The sequence below is a fragment of the Micromonospora sp. WMMD735 genome, from assembly GCF_049178995.1.
GTDB classification, from domain to species: Bacteria; Actinomycetota; Actinomycetes; order Mycobacteriales; family Micromonosporaceae; genus Micromonospora; species Micromonospora wenchangensis.
This window is the reverse complement of sequence record NZ_JBMHMJ010000002.1, coordinates 5,614,902-5,633,063: the sequence shown is the minus strand read 5'-3', so window position 1 is coordinate 5,633,063 and position 18,162 is coordinate 5,614,902. Positions and strand designations below refer to the sequence as shown.

The following is an 18,162-nucleotide window of genomic DNA, read 5'->3' as shown; positions in this document are numbered from 1 at the left end:
CCCCGGGCCGGGCATCCCGACGGGTCGCCCGGCCCGGAGGCCGACGGGTGGGGCTACATCACCGCGGACTCGATCGGCCCCCGCAGGAAGTAGAGCACGAACAGCGCCGCCACCGCGTAGAGCAGCGGGTGGACCTCCCGCGCCTTCCCCTTGGCCAGCTTCAGCGCCACGTAGCTGATGATGCCCGCGCCGATACCGTTGGAGATCGAGTAGGTGAACGGCATCAGGGTGATGGTGAGGAACGCCGGGATGGCGATCTCGTAGTCGGTCCAGTCGATCGTCCGCACCGCGGTCATCATCAGGAACCCGACCACCACCAGCGCCGTCGAGGCCGCCTCGAACGGCACCACCGTGGACAGCGGCGACAGGAACATCGCCAGCAGGAACAGGGCACCGGTGACCAGGTTGGCCACCCCGGTCCGGGCACCCTCCGCGACCCCCGAGGCGCTCTCGATGTACGACGTGTTGCTGGAGACGCTCGCCGCGCCACCCGCCGCAGCGGCGATCGAGTCGACCAGCAGGATCTCCTTCGCCCGGGGCGGGGTGCCCTGCTCGTCGAGCATGTCCCCCTCCTGGCCGATCGCGACCATCGTGCCCATCGTGTCGAAGAAGTCCGTGATCAACAGGGTGAAGACGAACATCAGCGGGATCAGCCAACCGGCCCGGCTCCACGAGCCCAGCACGTTGAAGTTGCCCAGCAGCGACAGGTCGGGGATGTCGACGAGCCGCTCGGGCAGCTTCGGCACGTTCAGCGACCAGCCCTCGGGGTTGGGCTTGCCGTCGACGAAGGACGGGCCCACCTTGGCGACCGCCTCCACGATGATCGCCAGCACGGTCGAGGCCAGGATGCCGATCAGGATCGCGCCGCGTACCCGGCGTACCACCAGCACCAGGGTCACCAGCAGGCCGACCACGAAGACCAGCATCGGCCAACTGACGATCTTGCCGTTGATGCCGAGGCCCACCGGCACGGTGCTGTTCGCCGCGTCCGGCACCCGCCTGACGAAACCGGCGTCGACCAGCCCGATGATGGTCAGGAACAACCCGATGCCGACCCCGATCGCGGTCTTGAGCTGCGTCGGGACCGAACGGAACACCGCCGTACGCAGGCCGGTGAGCACGAGGATCGCGATGAGCACACCCTCGATCACCACCAGCCCCATCGCGTCCGCCCAGGTCATCTGCGGGGCGATCTCGAACGCGACGAGCGCGTTCACCCCCAGACCGGCGGCCAGCGCCATCGGGAACCGCCCGACGACCCCCATCAGGATCGTCATCAGGCCCGCCACCAGCGCGGTCGCGGCGGCCAACGCGGGGATCGAGAGCTTCTGGTCGTCACCGTCGACGGCCCCGCCCAGGATCAACGGATTCAGTACCACGATGTACGCCATCGTGAAGAAGGTCGCCAGGCCACCCCGTACCTCGCGGCTCATCGTCGAGCCACGGGCGGAGATCTCGAAGAACCGGTCGAAACCGTTCCGGGGTCGAGCGGGATCAGAGGGAATGCCGTTGTCCGGCGGCGCAATGGCCATCAGGTCCTCGCAAATGATCTACCGTTGTCGCGCGCATCGTCCCAGATCAGCGGCGGGCCGGGAAAGTACTTCGCGGTACGCTTCTGCCCGTGCCGCAGGAGCAACCACCCCGACCCGAACCACTCGACCCGCCGATGGTCCCGTTCGCCGTCGCCGGGCTGGTCGCCTGGGCGGTGGCCGGGCTCCTCCTGCTGGTCTTCTTCCGTGGGTGGCTCACCGAACACGGCCACCAGGACTGGCTCTGGACCTGTCTGGCCGGGTTCCTGTGGGGCTTTCCCGGTCTGGTCACGATGATGCGGCACGACGCCCACCGGCGTCGCCGTCGGGAAACCGCCCCCCGGGGCTGACCGTCCGACGGTCAGGCGGGGTCGGTCGACTCCACCGGCACCGGCTCGTCGGCCGTCGGCGCGACGTCCACCGTCATCGACTCGACCGCGCTGTCGTCGTACACCGTCGGAAGCTCGTCGACCACCGGCTCGGGAGTCTCCACCAGGGTCTCCGAGTGCGCGCCACACCCGTGGTCGGCGCTGACCACCCGACCGTCGTCGGGGGCGTAGAAGTTGCCGCAGGCCCCGAACGCCAGCCGGAGTGCACCGGCCAGCGGCAGGTAGAAGCCGCAGGTGCCGCAGCGGGCCGATGCGGGTGCGGCGGTGGAGATCGGCGCCGACGGGCCGTGGTCGCCGTCATACCAGCGCTGGGCCGTCTCGGCCCGTCCCTCGCGGGACAGCACCCGGGGGCGGCCCAGGCCCAGCTCCCAGGAGGTCTCCTCGACCGCAGGGTCGTCGGAGAGCAGGTAGCCGGGGGCGAGCCGGTCGTCGTCCGACGGGGTGGGCAGCAGGTCACCGGGGCCGAGGTCACCCGGCTGGAGGCGCTCCTGCCAGGGCAGCCAGCCTGGCGCGAGCAGCGCGTCGGAGCCGGGCAGCAGCACCGTCTCACAGATGGTGACCTGCCGGCTGCGCGGCACCCGGGTGACCGTCACGGCCCAGCGCCAACCCCGGTAGCCACCGAGCAGACACTCGAAATAGTGGGTGACGACCCGGTCGCCCTCGGCGACGGCCCGCAGGTGGTCGCCGATGTCGGAGGGCTCCACCTCGGTGATCGCGTCGCGGGCCACCTCGACGGCGGCGGCGCAGACCTGGTCGAGGCGGGCGGCACGGGCGGGAGCGGGCCTGGTCACCCGACCATTGTTCCCCATGCGCGCCGCGCGCTGACAGGCACTCCCCGAGTGAGTCTTCCCCCGTGGTGCGGCGTACCTGGAGCAGATGGGCAAGGATGGTGCACATGCCGCTGTTCTCCCGCTCCGGGTCGTCCGTCCTGGGACGGACCGTCGGCACCGGCATCCGCGCCACCCGCCTGCTGCTGCGTGGCTCGGTCAACGGCGGACGCTGGGTGACCCGCCGCGCCGGCTCGGCCCGCGCGCGGGGGGCCGGCGGCGAGACCGGCATGGTCCGCCTGTTCGACCTGCACGCCGTCTCCTGCGCCGGGGACACGTTGATCGCCATCGGCCTGGCCGGGACCATCTTCTTCGACGTCCCGCTCGGCGAGGCCCGCAGCAAGGTCGCGCTCTACCTGCTGGTCACGATGGTGCCGTTCGCGATGCTGGCCCCCGTGGTCGGTCCGCTGCTCGACCACTTCCGGCACGGCCGCCGGTACGCGCTGGCCACCACCATGCTCGGCCGGGCCTTCCTCGCCTGGCTGATCTCCGACTACCTCGGCAGCCTCGGACTCTATCCGGCCGCGTTCGGCGTGCTGGCGCTCTCCCGGGCGTACGGGGTGGCCCGGTCCGCCGCCGTACCCCGGTTGCTGCCGGAGGGTCTCGGATTGTCCCAGGTGGGGGCGCGGGCCAGCGTCTACGGCACGGTGGCCGGGGCACTGGTGGCCCCGCTGGGGCTGGCGGCGTTCTGGTTCGGGCCGCAGTGGCCGCTGCGGGTCGCCTCGGTCATCTTCCTGGTCGGCATGGTGATCGCGCTGCGGCTGCCACCCCGGGCGGACTCCGAGCCGCCCGAGCGGGTGCCCCGACCACTGCGGGCGCTGCGCCGCAAGGGCGACCGTCCGCTGGGTAGGGGGCGACCGGCGGGCCGGCTGGTGATCGCCACCCTGATCGGGGCGGCGGGCCTGCGCGCGCTCTACGGCTTCCTCCTGCTCTTCCTGGCGTTCGCCCTGAAGAAGGGGGACCTGACCAACGACCTGTTCGGCCGGGAACTCAACGACCAGGCGGCGCTGGGCCTGATCGGCGGGGCGCTGGCGGTGGGCGGTTTCCTGGCCACCGCGGTCGGCACCCGGCTGCGCATCCACCGGCCGGCGGCGATCCAGTCCAGCACGATGATCATCGTGGCCGGGGTGGGCATCCTGACCGTGCTGAAGTTCTCGCTGCCGATGGTGGCACTGTTCTGCCTGGTCGCCGCCCTGTCCAGCGGGATCGCCAAGCTCGCCGTGGACGCCTCGATCCAGGAACGGATTCCCGAACGGCTGCGGGCCAGTTCCTTCGCCCACTCGGAGACCGTCCTGATGCTCGCCTTCGTCGCCGGAGGTGGGCTCGGCCTCGTCCCGTTCGAGGGTCGGATCGGCATCGCGGTCGCTGCCGGGGTGGGTGTCCTCGCCGCCGTCCGGGGGGTCGTCGTGGCCGGCCGGCTCCGCGCCCAGCGGCTGCTCGGCCGGCCGCTCACCGACGAGGAACTGGCCGCCCAGGACCGGGCCGACGCCGCCGACGACGCGGCACGCCGCGCCCGCAGTGGCCGTGGCGCCACCGACGACCCGGCGGCCCGTACCGGTGGGGACGCCGCCGACCGACCGGACGGCGACCGCGCCGGCCCGACCACCGATCAGCTGGCCGAGAGCGCCGACGACGCGGCGGCCGAGGCGGCGGCCCGCGCCGCGCCCACCTCACCGGCACCGAGCGGGGCGGGCGACTCCAGGTCTTCCGCCGACGGGCTGGCCCCGCCGGGTTACCACATCTACCGGCCGTCCTCGGCCGTCCCGGGCAGCGGCAGCGGTGTCGACGACGACCAGCGACGGCAGTCGCCGGGGTCGGTGTCGTGACGGGCCTGCTGGTGCTGACCGCCGTACCGGCCGAGGCGGAGGCCGTCCGGGCCGGGCTGACCGATCCGACGGTGACCGTCCGGGCGATCGGCGTGGGTCCAGCCGTGGCCGGTGCCACCACGGCCCGGATGCTGGCCCTCGCCGAGGCCGCCGGTCGCCCCTACCGCGCGGTGGTCAGCGCCGGGATCGCCGGCGGTTTCGCCGGCCGCGCCCCGGTCGGCGCCACGGTGCTCGCCTCCCGCAGCGTCGCCGCGGACCTCGGGGCCGAGTCCCCGACGGGCTTCATCCCCGTCGACGAGTTGGGCATGCCACCGGAACTGCTCGGTGGCGGCCCCACCATCGACGTCGACCGGGTGCTGCTGGGCGCGCTGCGCGCCGCACTCCCACAGGCGGTCGTCGGGGCGGTGCTGACGGTCAGCACGGTCACCGGCACGGCCGCGAGCACCACCGCCCTGGCCGACCGGCACCCGGACGCGGTGGCCGAGGCCATGGAGGGGTACGCGGTGGCGGTCGCCGCCACGCAGGCCGGCCTCCCCTTCGCCGAGCTGCGTACCGTCTCGAACCCGGTCGGCCCCCGGGACCGCGACGGCTGGCGGATGCGGGAGGCGTTCACCGCCCTGACCGAGGCGGCCCGCGCGCTGTCCTGAGCCGCCACCCGCCAGCCCGGGGGCCGGACGGTTGCGGCAATCCGGCCGGCCGGGCGGCTACGGCGGTCGGAGTGTTCCCGGCGGTCGGGGTGGCCGGGGCGCGGGCCCTGCCGGGCGTGCCAGGGCCATGGCGAGGGGACGAGCGGACGCGACCCGGAACCCGCAGGCCGACAGGAAGCGGATGGCGATGTGCTCCTCGACCACCGTGCGGACCAGGCCGATGCCCGTCTCGTCCATCCGCCGTGTCATGGCCGCCATCAACCGGTCACCGATGCCGATCCGCCGGTGCCCGACCGCGACCAGCACCCCGTCGAGTACGAGTTCGCGCGGCCGGTCCCCGTCGTCCCCACGGACCAGGTGCGGGTCACGCTCGTGGGCGCGCAACTCCCCCAGGAGGGTGCCGTCGGGCAGCTCGGCCACGAACCGCCAGGCGGTCGCCGGCCGACCGTCACCCTCCGCCCACCGGACCCTGACGTCCCGACGGACCCGCTCCGCCGCCCGCCGCCGGTCCCGGTGTCCCCGATTCCGTACGTACGCCGCCGGCGGCAACCGCAGCGGCCACAGCGGGGGCGGCAAGTTGTACCAGTCCGCCCACCAGGCACCCGGCCAGTCCTTCGGCTCCCGCACCGGCCAGACGTCGAGGTGGGCCGGATAGCGCCGCCCGGCGGTGTCCCGCAGGTCGTCGTGTGGCACCGGCGGCAGCGCACAGGTCACCTCGGCAGCCGACGCCGCAGGCGGGGCTGTGGTCGGGGCCGAGGTCGGCGCTGTAGCCGGGGCTGTGGTCGGGGCCGCAGCCGGGGCTGTGGTCGGCGCTGTAGCCGAGGCTGTGGTCGGGGCCACCGACGACGCCGGCTCGACCGGCAGTGCGACCGTCAGGGTTCCGCCGACGGACCGCACCAGGCGCTCGACCGTGTGAAACCGAGGGTCGGTCGCCCTGCCGGACTCGATCCGGGCAATGGTCGCCTGGGGCACCCCGGAACGCCGGGCCAGCTCCCGCTGGCTCAGGTCGGCCGCACGGCGCAGCGCCCGGACCGTCCGGCCCAGGTCGGCCAGCGGGGCATCCTCCGTCGTCACCCCACCATGCTCCCGTTGCGTCAGCGCTGTTTCAACAGCCCCGCCCAACCTGTGGATAACCCTGTGGAAACCCGCTGGAGCTGGGGACAAGGTACCGAGTTCGCGTCCTTTCGAGCTGATGACCTCACCGAATCACACGGCCACAGGGCCACAGGGCCACAGGGCCACAGGGCCACAGGGCCACAGGGCCACAGGGCCACAGGGCCACAGGGCCACAGGGCCACAGGGCCACAGGGCCACAGGGCCACAGGGCAGCCAAGCACCCGGCGGGGCAGATGCCCAGACGCGGGAGCCGGTTCCTGAATCGCTGACGCCGTCAGATCGAAAGGACGCGTGGGAGTACTTCCCACCCCGCCCGGGTCCGCCCGGAACCCGCCCTCCGACCGACCCTGCGGAACGATCGGAGCATGCGGCCAGCAGCCCCGCCGAGGCCGGGTGGGGCCGGGGCCGGGTGGGGCCGGGGCCGGGTGGGGCCGGGGCCGGGTGGGGCCGGGGCCGGGTGGGGCCGGGGCCGGGTGGGGCCGGGCCACAGCGGCCCCCGACCACAGCAGGCCGCCGACGGGACGGTTGCCATCGGCAGGGGGCGGGGTCACATCGGGGCGGGCTCGGCGGGAGGACGCTCGGGAGCGGCGTTACCGTGGGGACGTGCCGCTATCCCTGGCGATCTCGCCCTGCCCCAACGACACCTTCGTCTTCGACGCGCTGGTGCACGGCCGGGTGCCGGGCGCGCCGCCGGTCGCGGTGACCTTCGCCGACGTCGACGTCACCAACACGGCCGCCGAACGGGGAGCCTTCGATCTGGTGAAGGTCAGCTACGCCGCGCTCCCCTGGCTGCTCGACGACTACCACCTGCTGCCGTGCGGCGGCGCGCTCGGCCGGGGCTGTGGCCCCCTGGTGCTCACCCGTGGGGAGACCGACCGGGCCGACCTGGACGGAGCCACGGTGGCGGTGCCCGGTGACCGGACCACGGCGTACCTGCTGTTCCGGCTCTGGTCGGCCGGACGGCCGCCGGCCCGGATCGAGGTCGTGCCGTTCCACGAGATCATGCCCGGCGTCGCGGCCGGCCGGTACGACGCCGGGCTGGTGATCCACGAGGCCCGATTCACCTACCACCGGCACGGGCTGACCGCGCTGGTGGACCTGGGCGAGTGGTGGGAGGCCGACACCGGCCTACCCATCCCGCTCGGGGCGATCCTGGCCCGCAAGGGTGTGGTGGACCCGGTGGCCGCCGCCGGCTGGGTCCGCGAGTCGGTACGCCAGGCGTGGGCCGACCCCTCGGCCAGCCGGGAGTACGTGCTCGCGCACGCGCAGGAGATGGAGCCCGACGTGGTGGACCGGCACATCGACCTCTACGTCAACGAGTTCACCGCCGACCTGGGGGACGCGGGGTTCGCCGCCGTGGAGGCGTTGCTGGGCCGGGCCGCCGACGCCGGGCTGGTGCCTCAGACCTCCAGCTCGCGGGCCACCGCGTGGACCAGCTGAGCGATCTTCTGCGCGGTCTTCTTGTCGGGGAACCGGCCCCGACGCAGATCCGGCTGGACCTTCGCCTCCAGCACCTTGATCATGTCCTCGACCAGGCCGTGCAGTTCCTCGGCCGGCCGGCGGCGCAGTTCGGCCATGGACGGCGGTGCGTCCAGCAGCTTGACCCCCATCGCCTGGGCGCCGCGCCGGCTGTCCACCACGCTGAAGTCGACCCGTTGCCCACCCTTGAGGTCGGTGACACCCGCCGGCAGCGCGCCCTTCGGCAGGAACACGTCGCCACCCTCGTCGCTGGTGACGAACCCGTATCCCTTGGCCGCGTCATACCACTTCACTCGCCCCGTCGGCACCTTGGAGACCCCTGCTTCACTCGATACGACTACTGCTCCAAGGCTAGCCCGATGATCCGGTCGAGCGCCGCCGGGAATCCGGTGAGGTCGTCGAGCACCACCTGCGCCCCGGCCGCACGCAGGTCGTCCGCCGGGCAGGGGCCGGTGGCCACGCCCACGCCCGGGATGCCGGCCGCCCCGGCCGCCACCATGTCCGCCACGTGGTCACCGACGTAGAGCGCGGCACCGTGCTCCCGCAACGAGGTCGCCTTCTGTTCGGCGAAGAGGTCGCCGGCCAACTCGTCGACCGCCAGCCCGAGGTGGTCCAGGTGCAGCCGGGCCAGCCGGCCGATCTTGGAGGTGACGACCATCACCCGCCCGCCGTGCGCGTGCACCGCGTCCACCGCCTCCCGGGCCCCGGGCATCGGCACCGACGGGGTGATCGCGTACGCCGGGTACAGCTCCCGGTAGAGCGTCACCGCCTCCTCGACCTGCTCGGCCGGGAACCAGTGGGCGAGTTCGGTGCGCAGCGGCGGGCCGAGCCGGGATACGGCCAGCTCGGCGTCGACCGGCACACCCGTACGGGCGGTGAGCGCCCGGTAGGCGGCGGCGATGCCGGGGCGGGAGTCGATCAGGGTCATGTCGAGGTCGAACCCGACCATCAGCACGGACATTCTGCGAAGGTACCCGGACAGGTCGCCCGAGCCGGACGTCCGGGCGGCGCGATCGGGCGTCAGCGGGCTAGCGTGGAACGACGATGACCACCTCACTCGCCGACCAGCTGCGCGCGCTGCCCGACGAGGCGCTCGCCGCGCTGCTCCAACTGCGGCCCGACCTCGTCGTGCCGGTGCCGGCCGACGTCTCCGCGCTCGCCCTGCGGGCCGAGTCGCGGGTGTCGGTCGCCCGCGCGCTCGACGGGCTGGACCAGTTCACCCTCCAGATCCTCGACGCCGCCCGGCTCACCCGGGACCCGGCGGAGGGCACCACCTCCACCGAGGCGGTCCTCGCCCTGGCCACCGCCGGGCCGCACCCGCCCGCCCCGGCCACGGTCCGTGGCGCCGTCGACCGGCTCCGCGCCCGGTTCCTGCTGTACGGCCCGGAGCAGGCCCTGCGGGTCACCGGGAGCGTGGACGAGCTGGCCCCGTACCCGGCGGGGCTGGGTCGGCCGGCGGAGGAGCTGGACCTACGGGCGGCGGCGCTCTGCGCGGACGCCGCGAAACTGCGCCGGACGCTGCTCGCCGCGCCCCCGTCGGCACGGGCGATCCTGGACCGGCTCGCCGCCGGTCCACCGGTCGGCAGCGTGCCGCCCGGATCGCTGCAGGCGCCGGCGCTCGGCGCGGAGGACGACGTACCGCCCGACCCAACCAACGGTGGCGCCCCGACCGGATCGCCGGTGCGTTGGCTGGTCGAGGCCCGGCTGCTGGTGGCGGTCTCCGCCGGGACGGTCGAGCTGCCCCGCGAGGTAGGACTGCTGCTGCGCCGGGACACCGGCCCGCTCGGACCGCTGCGGATCGACCCGCCGCCGGTCGCGGCACCGCCCCGGGAACCCAAGGCCGTCGACTCCGCCGGGGTCGGGCAGACCATGGAGGTGGTACGGCACACCGAGGCGCTGCTGGAGGCGTTGACCGCCGAGCCGGCACCGGTGCTGCGTTCCGGCGGGATCGGGGTACGCGACCTGCGCCGGCTGGCCCGCACGGTGTCCCTGGACGAGTCGACGACCGCGCTGCTGGTCGAGGTGGCGTACGCGGCGGGTCTCCTCGGCGAGCTGGACCTCCCCGCCGCCGCCAGCCGGTACGGCGGCGAACAGCAGGTGCTGCCCACCGGTGCGTACGAGGTGTGGCGGGCGGTGTCGGTGGCCCACCGCTGGGAGCAGTTGGCCCGCGCGTGGTTGACGATGAGCCGGCAGGCCGGTCTGGTGGGGCAGCGCGACGACCGGGACCGACCGGTCAGCGTGCTCTCCGCCGAGGCGGAGCGGGCCGGTGCGCCGGCCGCCCGGCGGGCGGTGCTCGGGGTGCTGGCCGAGTTGGAGCCGGCCACCGCACCCACCGCCGAGGAGGTGCTGGCGCTGCTCGACTGGCGGGCCCCCCGACGCAGCCGGGGGCGGGAGGCCGCGCACCGGGAGGTGCTGACCGAGGCGGCCCGGCTGGGGGTGACCGGCCTCGGCGCGCTCACCTCGTACGGGCGGCTGCTGCTCGCCGACGTGACGGACACCGACGAGCGGGGTGGGGACGACCCGCTGGGGTTGCGCTCCGACGTCGACAGCGGTGATCCGTCGGGCACCGTCCGGGCGTTGGACGCCCTGCTTCCCGCACCGGTCGACCACTTCCTGGTGCAGGCCGACCTGAGCGTGGTGGTGCCCGGCCCACCCGACCCGACGCTCGCCGCCGAGCTGGAGACGGTGACCGAGCCGGAGTCGGCGGGTGGGGCCAGCGTGCACCGGGTCACCACGGCCAGCGTCCGACGGGCCCTGGATTCCGGCTACACGGCCGACGACCTGCACGACCTGTTCCGGCGGCGGTCGCGTACCCCGGTCCCGCAGGGGTTGACCTATCTGGTGGACGACGTGGCCCGGCAGCACGGTGGGCTGCGGGTCGGCTCCGCCGGCGGGTACGTGCGCAGCGACGACGAGGCGCTGCTCGCGGAGGTGCTGGCCGACCGGCGGCTGACGGCGTTGGCGTTCCGCCGGCTGGCTCCGACGGTGCTGTGCACCCCGTACCAGGTGGGCCGGATGCTGACCGCGCTCCGGGACGCCGGGTACTCCCCGGTGCCGGAGGACGCCACCGGCACGACGGTGCTGGCCCGACCCCGGGTGCGGCGGGCCCCGGCCCGGGTGCTGACCGGGCGGGCGGTGGACCCGCTGGCCACGCCCCGGTTGGCGCTGCCCCGGCTGTTGGGTGTGGTGGAGCAGATCCGGCGGGGCGAGGCGGCGGCGCGGGCGGCCCGGCGGGCACCGGCGGTGGTCCGGGGCGGTGCGGCCCGCGCGGCGGCCGGACCGATGCCCGCGCACGGTCACGCCGAGGCTCTGGCGGTGCTCCAACAGGCGGTCCGGGACAAGGCGCTGGTCTGGGTCGGCTACGTCGACGCCCACGGGGCGACGCTGTCCCGGCTGCTGCGGCCGGTGTCGATCGGTGCCGGCTACCTGCGTGCCGAGGACGAGCGGACCGAGATGCTGCACACCTTCGCCCTGCACCGGATCACCGCGGCCGTCCGGGAGCACTGACCGCCCGGCCGCGCCGTCCTCCGCTGCGGCTCAGCGGCGGCTGCGGCGGACGGTGCCGACGACGGAGACGATGAGCAGCAGGGCGAAACCGGTGCCGGCGGCCTCACCTACCGAGTCGATGAAGCCCTGCCGCTGCACCAGCCATCCGAAGAGGAACCAGCCGACGACGGCGATCCCGGCGACGGCGTACCCGACCATGGTGGCCGTGGACACCTCGTCGGTCGGTGTCACCTGCTCGCCGTTCGCCGCGTCCTCGGCGATCATCTCGTGGTCGACGCTCATCCCAGCCCTCCCACCCCGTCCGGCCCCCGGCTTCCAGGGTGGCACCCGGTCGCCAGGACGGACAGGGGGAAATACCCCCGATCCGGCCCCTATGGAGAACTACCGAGGGGCCGGAGACGAGACGGGCAGGGTGGACGGAAGGCTCAGGTGCCGGGGCGACGACCGACCAGGACCACCCGGGAGCCGACCTTGCCCAGCTCCCACCAGCGCACCGCGTCGGCGTGCAGCAGGTTGACGCAGCCGTGCGAGCCGATGCCCGCGTTGTGCAGGTAGGTGGTGGTCTCGTGGAAGCCGATCCCGCCGTTGAAGCGCTGCCAGTAGGGCAGCCACACCTCGTACGGGTTGGACCACTCCTTCAGGTTGCGCAGGTTGACCTTGTACGTGCCGGCGGGGGTGGCGTACCCGGCCATCCCGGTCCGGGTGACGGTGGGCTTGGCGACCACCTTGCCGTCGCGCATCACCCAGGTGGTCTGCCGGGTCAGGTCGACGCAGAAGGTGGTGCCGGAGCCGGCGGAGCAGCGCTTGACGTCGGTGGTGGCCAGTCGCTTCGCCACGTCGAGCGTCAACGGGCCGGCCCGGCCCTCGGCGGGGCGGATGTCGTACCGCTGCTGGAACTTCTTGATCGCGGCGCAGTCGGCGTCGGTCTGCCGGCCGTCCACGGTGACCGTGCCGAACCCGCCCAGCCGGGCCAGGTACGTCTCCACCTCACGCTGGTGCTCGCCCACCTGGCAGCGGGTCTGGTTGGACTTCTGCGGGACGCGCGGGCGACGCCCGGTCGACGCCTTCGGGGTCTTGGTGGCGCGGACCTTCGGCTGCGGCTTCTCCCGGTGCCGGGGCTTCGTGTCGGACCCGGTCAGCTGGTCGGGCAGGGAGGAGGCACCCGCCCCCGTTACCTGTTCCGCACTGCCGACCGGGGCGAGCCCTCCTCCAGTGCCACCCGGATCGGCCTGCGGCACGGACGCACACCCACCGGCGCCGACCAGCATGACCATGGCCAGGGCGACGACCCGGGCTCTGTGGCGGACCTGCATAGTGTGCCTCCCCGGATCGGTCGTCCCACTGGTAGACGTGTGTCCCCCGGGAAACGTTGCACCCATTGCGAAGATTTTCTGGCAGTCTCCCACCCCCGTGCAACACTGGATGGTCGACCTGCGGCGGGATTCGCCGCAGGTCGGGGAATCCGGCCGAGGAGGGGGACCTGGCGTGAGCGGTGGACCACTGATCGTGCAGTCCGACAAGACGCTGCTGCTGGAGATCGACCACCCGGACGCGCAGTCCTGCCGGATGGCGATCGCGCCCTTCGCCGAGCTGGAGCGTTCTCCGGAGCACGTGCACACCTACCGGCTCACCCCGCTGGGGCTGTGGAACGCCCGCGCCGCCGGGCACGACGCCGAGGCCGTGGTCGACGCGCTGCTGAAGTTCTCCCGCTACCCGGTGCCGCACGCCCTGCTGGTGGACGTGGCCGACACGATGGACCGGTACGGCCGGCTCCAGCTCGCCAACGACCCGGCGTACGGCCTGGTGCTGCGCGGGCTGGACCGGATGGTGCTGATCGAGGTCGCCAAGAGCAAGAAGCTCGCCGGGATGCTCGGTGACAAGATCGACGACGACACGATCCGGGTGCACCCGTCCGAGCGGGGCCGGCTGAAGCAGGCGCTGCTCAAGCTGGGCTGGCCGGCGGAGGACCTGGCCGGGTACGTCGACGGTGAGGCGCACCCGATCGAACTGACCGAGGCCGGCAAGGACGGCGGCAAACCGTGGACGCTGCGGTCGTACCAGCGGGAGGCGGCGGAGGCGTTCTGGGCCGGCGGGTCCGGGGTGGTGGTGCTGCCCTGCGGGGCGGGAAAGACCATGGTCGGCGCGGCGGCGATGGCCGAGGCGAAGGCGACCACGCTGATCCTGGTCACCAACACGGTCGCGGGCCGGCAGTGGAAGCGGGAGCTGATCGCCCGCACCTCGCTCACCGAGGACGAGATCGGGGAGTACTCGGGCGAGCGCAAGGAGATCCGTCCGGTCACCATCGCCACGTACCAGGTGCTCACCTCGCGGCGCGGTGGCGCGTTCACCCACCTGGACCTGTTCGGTGCCCGCGACTGGGGTCTGGTCGTCTACGACGAGGTGCACCTGCTGCCCGCGCCGATCTTCCGGTTCACCGCGGACCTCCAGGCCCGCCGCCGGCTGGGCCTGACCGCCACCCTGGTCCGCGAGGACGGCCGGGAGGGTGACGTGTTCAGCCTGATCGGCCCCAAGCGGTACGACGCGCCGTGGAAGGACATCGAGTCGCAGGGCTGGATCGCCCCGGCCGAGTGCACCGAGGTCCGGGTCACCCTGACCGACGCGGAGCGGATGTCGTACGCGACGGCGGAGGCCGAGGAGCGGTACCGGATGGCGGCGACCGCCCGGACGAAGCTGCCGGTGGTGAAGGCTCTGGTCGGCCGGCACCCCGACGACCAGGTGCTGGTGATCGGGGCGTACATCGACCAGTTGCACCAGCTCGGGGAGTACCTGGACGCGCCGATCATCCAGGGTTCCACGACCAACAAGGAGCGCGAGCGGCTGTTCGACGCGTTCCGCTCGGGTGAGCTGCGCACGCTGGTCATCTCGAAGGTCGGCAACTTCTCCATCGACCTGCCCGAGGCGGCGGTGGCGATCCAGGTGTCCGGCACGTTCGGCTCCCGGCAGGAGGAGGCGCAGCGGCTGGGTCGGGTGCTCCGCCCGAAGGCCGACGGCCGGCAGGCACACTTCTACACGGTGGTCTCCCGGGACACCATCGACACCGAGTACGCGGCCCACCGGCAGCGCTTCCTCGCCGAGCAGGGGTACGCGTACACGATCGTCGACGCCGACGACGTCCTCGGCCCGAAGCTGCCCACGGTCGACTGACCGGGCTCAGGCCTCGCTGCTCCGCGCCCGCCCGGCCGGTCCGACCAGGACCGGCTGGTGTGGGTCGGTGCGCGTCCTTTCGAGCTGATGACGTCGACGATTCAGTGGTCGGTCCCGCCGCCGTGCGCCGCGCCCGACCGGCAGCAACGCCCCCAGGCAGGTACGGTGTCCACAGTAGACAGTGACTCCGACCCGTCGAAGGGATTCCGAGTGAAACGCCGACTTCTGCACGCCCTGGCGATCGCGCTCGTCGTCGCCCCGGGCACCGTCGTGGCCGCCACGCCGGCCTCGGCCAGCGACGCGCCCGGCTTCGTCTGCAATCTCACGCAGAACACCTGGCTGCGCACGGCACCGCACGGCCAGGTGCTGCGCACCCTGACCGCCGGTCGCGGCTTCCGCTGGCACGGCCAGGGCTGGTCCGAGGACAACGACACCTGGATCTACGGCCACGGCGCGGAGGACCCGTCCCTGGACGGCTGGGTCCCCGCCACCAACACCACCTGCTGACCCCTGACCGACACACACCTCACCACCAGCCCGGTGATCAAGAGGTTTGCGTCAACTTGAAGATCAAGACTGACGCAAACCTCTTGATCACCGCACGCACCCCCAACGGGGCGAGGCGGGCGCGGGACGGGGTGGGTCAGAGGGTGTGGGTGGTGTGTTCGGTGGCGATCCGGGTGGGCAGGGTGGCGGAGTCGAGGTTGGCGCAGATGACCACGGAGGCACCGGCCGCGAGCGGGGCGAGCAGCCACTTCACCGGTTGTTCGTGTTCGGCGGCGTCGACCAGCAGGCGGTCGCCGGGGCGCAGGTCGAGTTGGGCGGCGACCTCCTTCGCCAGGCGTCCCCAGGCACCGTAGCTCGTGCCGTCGGGGGTGGCCGGGGCGGCAGGGTGGACGGCGGCGTAGTCGGGTGGGGCGGCGGGGTGCCGGAGCACCTCGGCGGACCAGTCGAGCCACCCCACCGGCACGTCGGCCAGCGGCCCGGGGGCGGTGCCGACGAGGTAACGGTGCACCCCGTCGGGCACGTCCTCCAGCCAGTCGTCGAGGCGTTCCGGGGTGACGAAGACCGCGTCGTACGGCCGCTCGCCGCCCGGTTCGAGGACCGGCAACCCGGCGGTGGCACGCGGCCGGAACGACACCGCCATCCCCACCGACCAGGCCCCGAGCAACACCGCGGCGGTACGCCAGTGCGGCGGCAGCAGCACCGCGACCCGGCTGCCCGGCCCGAGCCCGCACCCGTCACGCAGCAGACCGGCGGTGCGCGCCGCCCAGTCACCGAGCTGCTTCGCGGTCAGCTCCGTCCGCTCCCCGGTCGCGTCGTCGCAGTAGGTCAGCAGCGGCCGTTCTGCCTGCTCAGGCGCGTCGGTCGACGTGGTGACGGCGAGGTGGGCAACCATCGGGCCTCCTGTCCGGACGGAGAAGTCCCACCCTACCCAGCCGGGGAGAGTTGAGTACGCGTGCGCATGACAGCGCCGCCCGCCGCCACGAGACTCGACCCATGCGTACGCGGATCATGATCGTTCTTGCCGGGGTGGGCCTGGGCGGCCTGCTGTTGACCAGCGGCTGCGGCTATCGGGAGAGCATCTGCAGCGATGGCGAGTACCCGGCGATCGCGGTGGGTGGGCAGGGCGGCAGCGCCTGCTTCCCCGACGGCCAGGAGCCGACCGCGCCGTACGTCAGGTACCCGCAGGGCAAGGTCCCGCAGCACGTCGACGACGAGTGGGACGTCTACTGGCGGGACCACGGCATCGACCCGAACGGCACCATCATCGATCGCTGACCGGTCGACCGGGCCCCGGGGGCACGGAGCGCGACGCGACTCACGCCGTCGGCAGCGCCGGGCCGCCGTCGAGCAGCGCGGCGAGCAGGTCGCCGGACTTCTCCACCCGCCGCAGCACCTCCCCGGCGGTGTACGGCTTCGCCGACGGCCGCTTCCCCGCCGCCCCCGCCTCGACCTCGTCCCAGGTCAGCGGGGTCGACACCGCCGGTACCGCCTGCGCCCGCAGCGAGTACGGCGCAACTGTCGTCTTCGCCGCGTTGTTCTGACTCCAGTCGATGAAGACCTTCCCGGGCCGCAGGTTCTTCGCCATCCGGGACACGACCAGGTCAGGGTGTGCCTGCTCCAACTCCTGGGCGATCCGTTTCGCGTAGTCGGAGACGACGTCGGCGTCCTGGGTGGCGCTGACCGGGCAGCAGAGCTGCATGCCCTTCTTGCCGGAGGTCTTCGGGTACGCCGTCACCCCGTCGCGGGCAAGCCGGTCGCGCAGCAGGAGCGCCACCCGGCAGCACTGCCGCAACGTCGCCGGCGGGCCGGGATCGAGGTCGACGACCATCAGGTCCGGGTGGGTGCCGATCCGCCACTGCGGGGTGTGCAGTTCGAGGGCGGCGAGGTTGGCCAGCCAGACCAGGGTGGGCAGGTCGTCGGCGACCACGTAGTCGATGGTCTCCCGTCCCCTGCTCGACCCGGGCACCGGCAGCGTCTCGGTGCGTACCCAGGCGGGGGTGGCGGCGGGGGCGTTCTTCTCGAAGAACGAGCCGCCGGTGACGCCGTTGGGGAACCTGATCCGGGTCAACGCCCGGTCGGCCAGGTGCGGCAGCAGCACCGGGGCGATCCGGGTGTAGTAGTCGATCACCTCGCCCTTGGTGAAGCCGGCCTCCGGATAGAGCACCTTGTCCAGGTTGGACAGCTCCACCGTCCGGCCGTCGACCTCCACCCTCACCCGCTCAGGCATCCTCCACCTCCCCGGGTGGCTTGTCGGGGCGCAGCCGCAGCACCCGGGGGAACCGTAGCCGCCCGTCCGGGGTGCGCTGGCCGTACTTCACCTCCACCACGATCCGGGGGGTCACCCAGATCGCGCCCCGGGCGTCCTCGCGCGGCACGTCCCCGGCGAACGGCGACCCGTCGGTGCGCAGCGGTTCGAGTTCGCGCAGCAGCTCCCGTTCCAGGGCCGCGCCGATCCCACCGCCGACCCGCCCCCGGTAGGTGAGCCGCCCGTCCGGGCCGGGCACCCCGACCAGCAGCCCGCCGATCTTCCGGGCCCCGGGCCGCCAGCCGCCGATGACGAAGTCCCCGGTCACCTCCAGTTTGACCTTCACCCAGTCGGGTGAGCGCACCCCGGGCCGGTAGACCGAGTCGGCCCGCTTGGCCAGCACCCCCTCCAGGCCGTGTTCCCCGGCCGCCTGGTAGGTCGCCGCGCCGTCGGTGAAGCAGGGGGGCACCGTCCACCGGGCCGCGCCGAGCCCCAGGCCGTCGAGCGCCGCCCGCCGTTCGTGGTACGGCCACCCGGTGAGGTCCTCGCCGCGCCACCGCAACAGGTCGAAGATCATGTACGTGACGGGGAGGGTCGCCGCCAGCCGGGCCGCCTTCGCCCCGTCCCGGACGTGCATCCGCTCGGCGAGGGCGGTGAACGAGGGCTGTCCGGCCGGGTCGAAGAGGACCACCTCACCGTCGAGCAGCGCGTCGTCGACCTGCTCGGCGAGCGTCACCAGCTCCGGGTACGCGGCGGTGATCTCCACGCCGGAGCGGGCGAACAGGTGCGGGTGACCCCCGGTCAGGTCGGCGAGCGCGCGGACCCCGTCCCACTTGAACTCGTACGCCCAGCCGGCACCCACCGGGAGCGGCCCGGTCGTCGCGAGCATCGGCTTCAACGGCGCGCCGGGCACCTGTCCGACTGT

Annotated in this window: 18 protein-coding genes and 1 pseudogene; 8 read left to right on the top strand and 11 right to left on the bottom strand. The window is 73.4% G+C overall.

Annotation, left to right across the window (positions count from 1 at the left end):
- Positions 1-53: 53 nt before the first annotated feature.
- The gene (locus ACN268_RS24580) at positions 54-1,532 is read right to left on the bottom strand and encodes an NCS2 family permease (RefSeq protein ID WP_421485176.1); all 1,479 of its coding nucleotides are present in this window, start codon (positions 1,530-1,532) and stop codon (positions 54-56) included.
- A gap of 89 nt (positions 1,533-1,621) precedes the next feature.
- On the opposite strand from ACN268_RS24580, the gene ACN268_RS24575 reads away from it, so the two are divergent.
- Positions 1,622-1,879 carry a DUF2530 domain-containing protein gene (locus ACN268_RS24575; RefSeq protein ID WP_421485175.1) on the top strand — a complete coding sequence of 86 codons (258 nt, stop codon included), beginning with the start codon at positions 1,622-1,624 and terminating at the stop codon, positions 1,877-1,879.
- Positions 1,880-1,890: 11 nt separating this feature from the next.
- On the opposite strand, the gene ACN268_RS24570 is transcribed toward ACN268_RS24575, so the two are convergent.
- Positions 1,891-2,727 (bottom strand): DUF3027 domain-containing protein, encoded by an 837-nt coding sequence (locus tag ACN268_RS24570; RefSeq protein WP_421485174.1) that lies wholly within the window; start codon positions 2,725-2,727, stop codon positions 1,891-1,893.
- An 86-nt stretch (positions 2,728-2,813) separates the two neighbouring features.
- Here ACN268_RS24570 and ACN268_RS24565 point away from each other — a divergent pair, with 86 nt between their 5' ends.
- Both ACN268_RS24565 and ACN268_RS24560 read left to right on the top strand, forming a co-directional pair.
- The gene (locus tag ACN268_RS24565) at positions 2,814-4,571 is read left to right on the top strand and encodes an MFS transporter (protein ID WP_421485173.1); all 1,758 of its coding nucleotides are present in this window, start codon (positions 2,814-2,816) and stop codon (positions 4,569-4,571) included.
- Positions 4,568-5,218, top strand: coding sequence for a futalosine hydrolase (locus ACN268_RS24560; protein ID WP_421485172.1), 651 nt, complete (start codon positions 4,568-4,570; stop codon positions 5,216-5,218). Before ACN268_RS24565 ends, ACN268_RS24560 begins: the two co-directional genes overlap by 4 nt.
- 57 nt (positions 5,219-5,275) lie before the next feature.
- On the opposite strand, the gene ACN268_RS24555 is transcribed toward ACN268_RS24560, so the two are convergent.
- Entirely contained in the window at positions 5,276-5,911 is a 636-nt protein-coding gene (locus ACN268_RS24555; RefSeq protein WP_421486983.1) for a GNAT family N-acetyltransferase, read from the bottom strand.
- Positions 5,912-6,118: 207 nt separating this feature from the next.
- A pseudogene (locus tag ACN268_RS24550) lies at positions 6,119-6,292 on the bottom strand (helix-turn-helix transcriptional regulator); the annotation flags it as partial.
- Between the two features lie 645 nt (positions 6,293-6,937).
- Between ACN268_RS24550 and ACN268_RS24545 the strand changes: the two are divergent.
- Positions 6,938-7,774 carry a 1,4-dihydroxy-6-naphthoate synthase gene (locus ACN268_RS24545; protein WP_421485171.1) on the top strand — a complete coding sequence of 279 codons (837 nt, stop codon included), beginning with the start codon at positions 6,938-6,940 and terminating at the stop codon, positions 7,772-7,774.
- Here the strand turns inward: ACN268_RS24545 and ACN268_RS24540 are convergent.
- Together ACN268_RS24540 and ACN268_RS24535 are read right to left on the bottom strand one after the other, a co-directional pair.
- A complete protein-coding gene (locus tag ACN268_RS24540) occupies positions 7,735-8,121 on the bottom strand; it encodes a cold-shock protein (RefSeq protein WP_088643517.1) in 387 nt (128 codons plus the stop codon). The two genes, ACN268_RS24545 and ACN268_RS24540, sit on opposite strands and share 40 nt — an antisense overlap.
- A gap of 29 nt (positions 8,122-8,150) precedes the next feature.
- Positions 8,151-8,774: an HAD family hydrolase gene (locus ACN268_RS24535; protein ID WP_421485170.1), complete on the bottom strand. Its 624-nt coding sequence runs from the start codon at positions 8,772-8,774 to the stop codon at positions 8,151-8,153.
- A gap of 83 nt (positions 8,775-8,857) precedes the next feature.
- On the opposite strand from ACN268_RS24535, the gene ACN268_RS24530 reads away from it, so the two are divergent.
- On the top strand, positions 8,858-11,320 hold the full coding sequence (locus tag ACN268_RS24530) for a helicase-associated domain-containing protein (RefSeq protein ID WP_421485169.1): 2,463 nt from the start codon (positions 8,858-8,860) through the stop codon (positions 11,318-11,320).
- 30 nt (positions 11,321-11,350) lie between these two features.
- Here the strand turns inward: ACN268_RS24530 and ACN268_RS24525 are convergent, their stop codons facing one another.
- Together ACN268_RS24525 and ACN268_RS24520 are read right to left on the bottom strand one after the other, a co-directional pair.
- Positions 11,351-11,584 (bottom strand): hypothetical protein, encoded by a 234-nt coding sequence (locus ACN268_RS24525; RefSeq protein ID WP_372444601.1) that lies wholly within the window; start codon positions 11,582-11,584, stop codon positions 11,351-11,353.
- A gap of 161 nt (positions 11,585-11,745) precedes the next feature.
- Complete coding sequence (locus ACN268_RS24520; protein ID WP_421485168.1) at positions 11,746-12,633, bottom strand: L,D-transpeptidase family protein; 888 nt, start codon at positions 12,631-12,633, stop codon at positions 11,746-11,748.
- Between the two features lie 172 nt (positions 12,634-12,805).
- Between ACN268_RS24520 and ACN268_RS24515 the strand changes: the two genes are divergently transcribed.
- Positions 12,806-14,485, top strand: a complete 1,680-nt coding sequence (locus ACN268_RS24515; protein WP_421485167.1) for a DNA repair helicase XPB — start codon at positions 12,806-12,808, stop codon at positions 14,483-14,485.
- A gap of 210 nt (positions 14,486-14,695) precedes the next feature.
- Positions 14,696-14,992, top strand: coding sequence for a hypothetical protein (locus ACN268_RS24510; protein ID WP_088643511.1), 297 nt, complete (start codon positions 14,696-14,698; stop codon positions 14,990-14,992).
- A 136-nt stretch (positions 14,993-15,128) separates the two neighbouring features.
- Here ACN268_RS24510 and ACN268_RS24505 read toward each other — a convergent pair whose 3' ends face one another.
- The gene (locus ACN268_RS24505; protein ID WP_421485166.1) at positions 15,129-15,884 is read right to left on the bottom strand and encodes a TIGR03089 family protein; all 756 of its coding nucleotides are present in this window, start codon (positions 15,882-15,884) and stop codon (positions 15,129-15,131) included.
- A gap of 101 nt (positions 15,885-15,985) precedes the next feature.
- Between ACN268_RS24505 and ACN268_RS24500 the strand changes: the two genes are divergently transcribed.
- A complete protein-coding gene (locus ACN268_RS24500; RefSeq protein WP_421485165.1) occupies positions 15,986-16,267 on the top strand; it encodes an SCO0607 family lipoprotein in 282 nt (93 codons plus the stop codon).
- Positions 16,268-16,307: 40 nt separating this feature from the next.
- On the opposite strand, the gene ligD (ACN268_RS24495) is transcribed toward ACN268_RS24500, so the two are convergent.
- Entirely contained in the window at positions 16,308-17,219 is a 912-nt protein-coding gene (gene ligD, locus ACN268_RS24495; protein ID WP_421485164.1) for a non-homologous end-joining DNA ligase, read from the bottom strand.
- Complete coding sequence (ligD, locus tag ACN268_RS24490) at positions 17,212-18,150, bottom strand: non-homologous end-joining DNA ligase (protein ID WP_421485163.1); 939 nt, start codon at positions 18,148-18,150, stop codon at positions 17,212-17,214. Before ligD (ACN268_RS24490) ends, ligD (ACN268_RS24495) begins: the two co-directional genes overlap by 8 nt.
- Positions 18,151-18,162 lie beyond the last annotated feature (12 nt).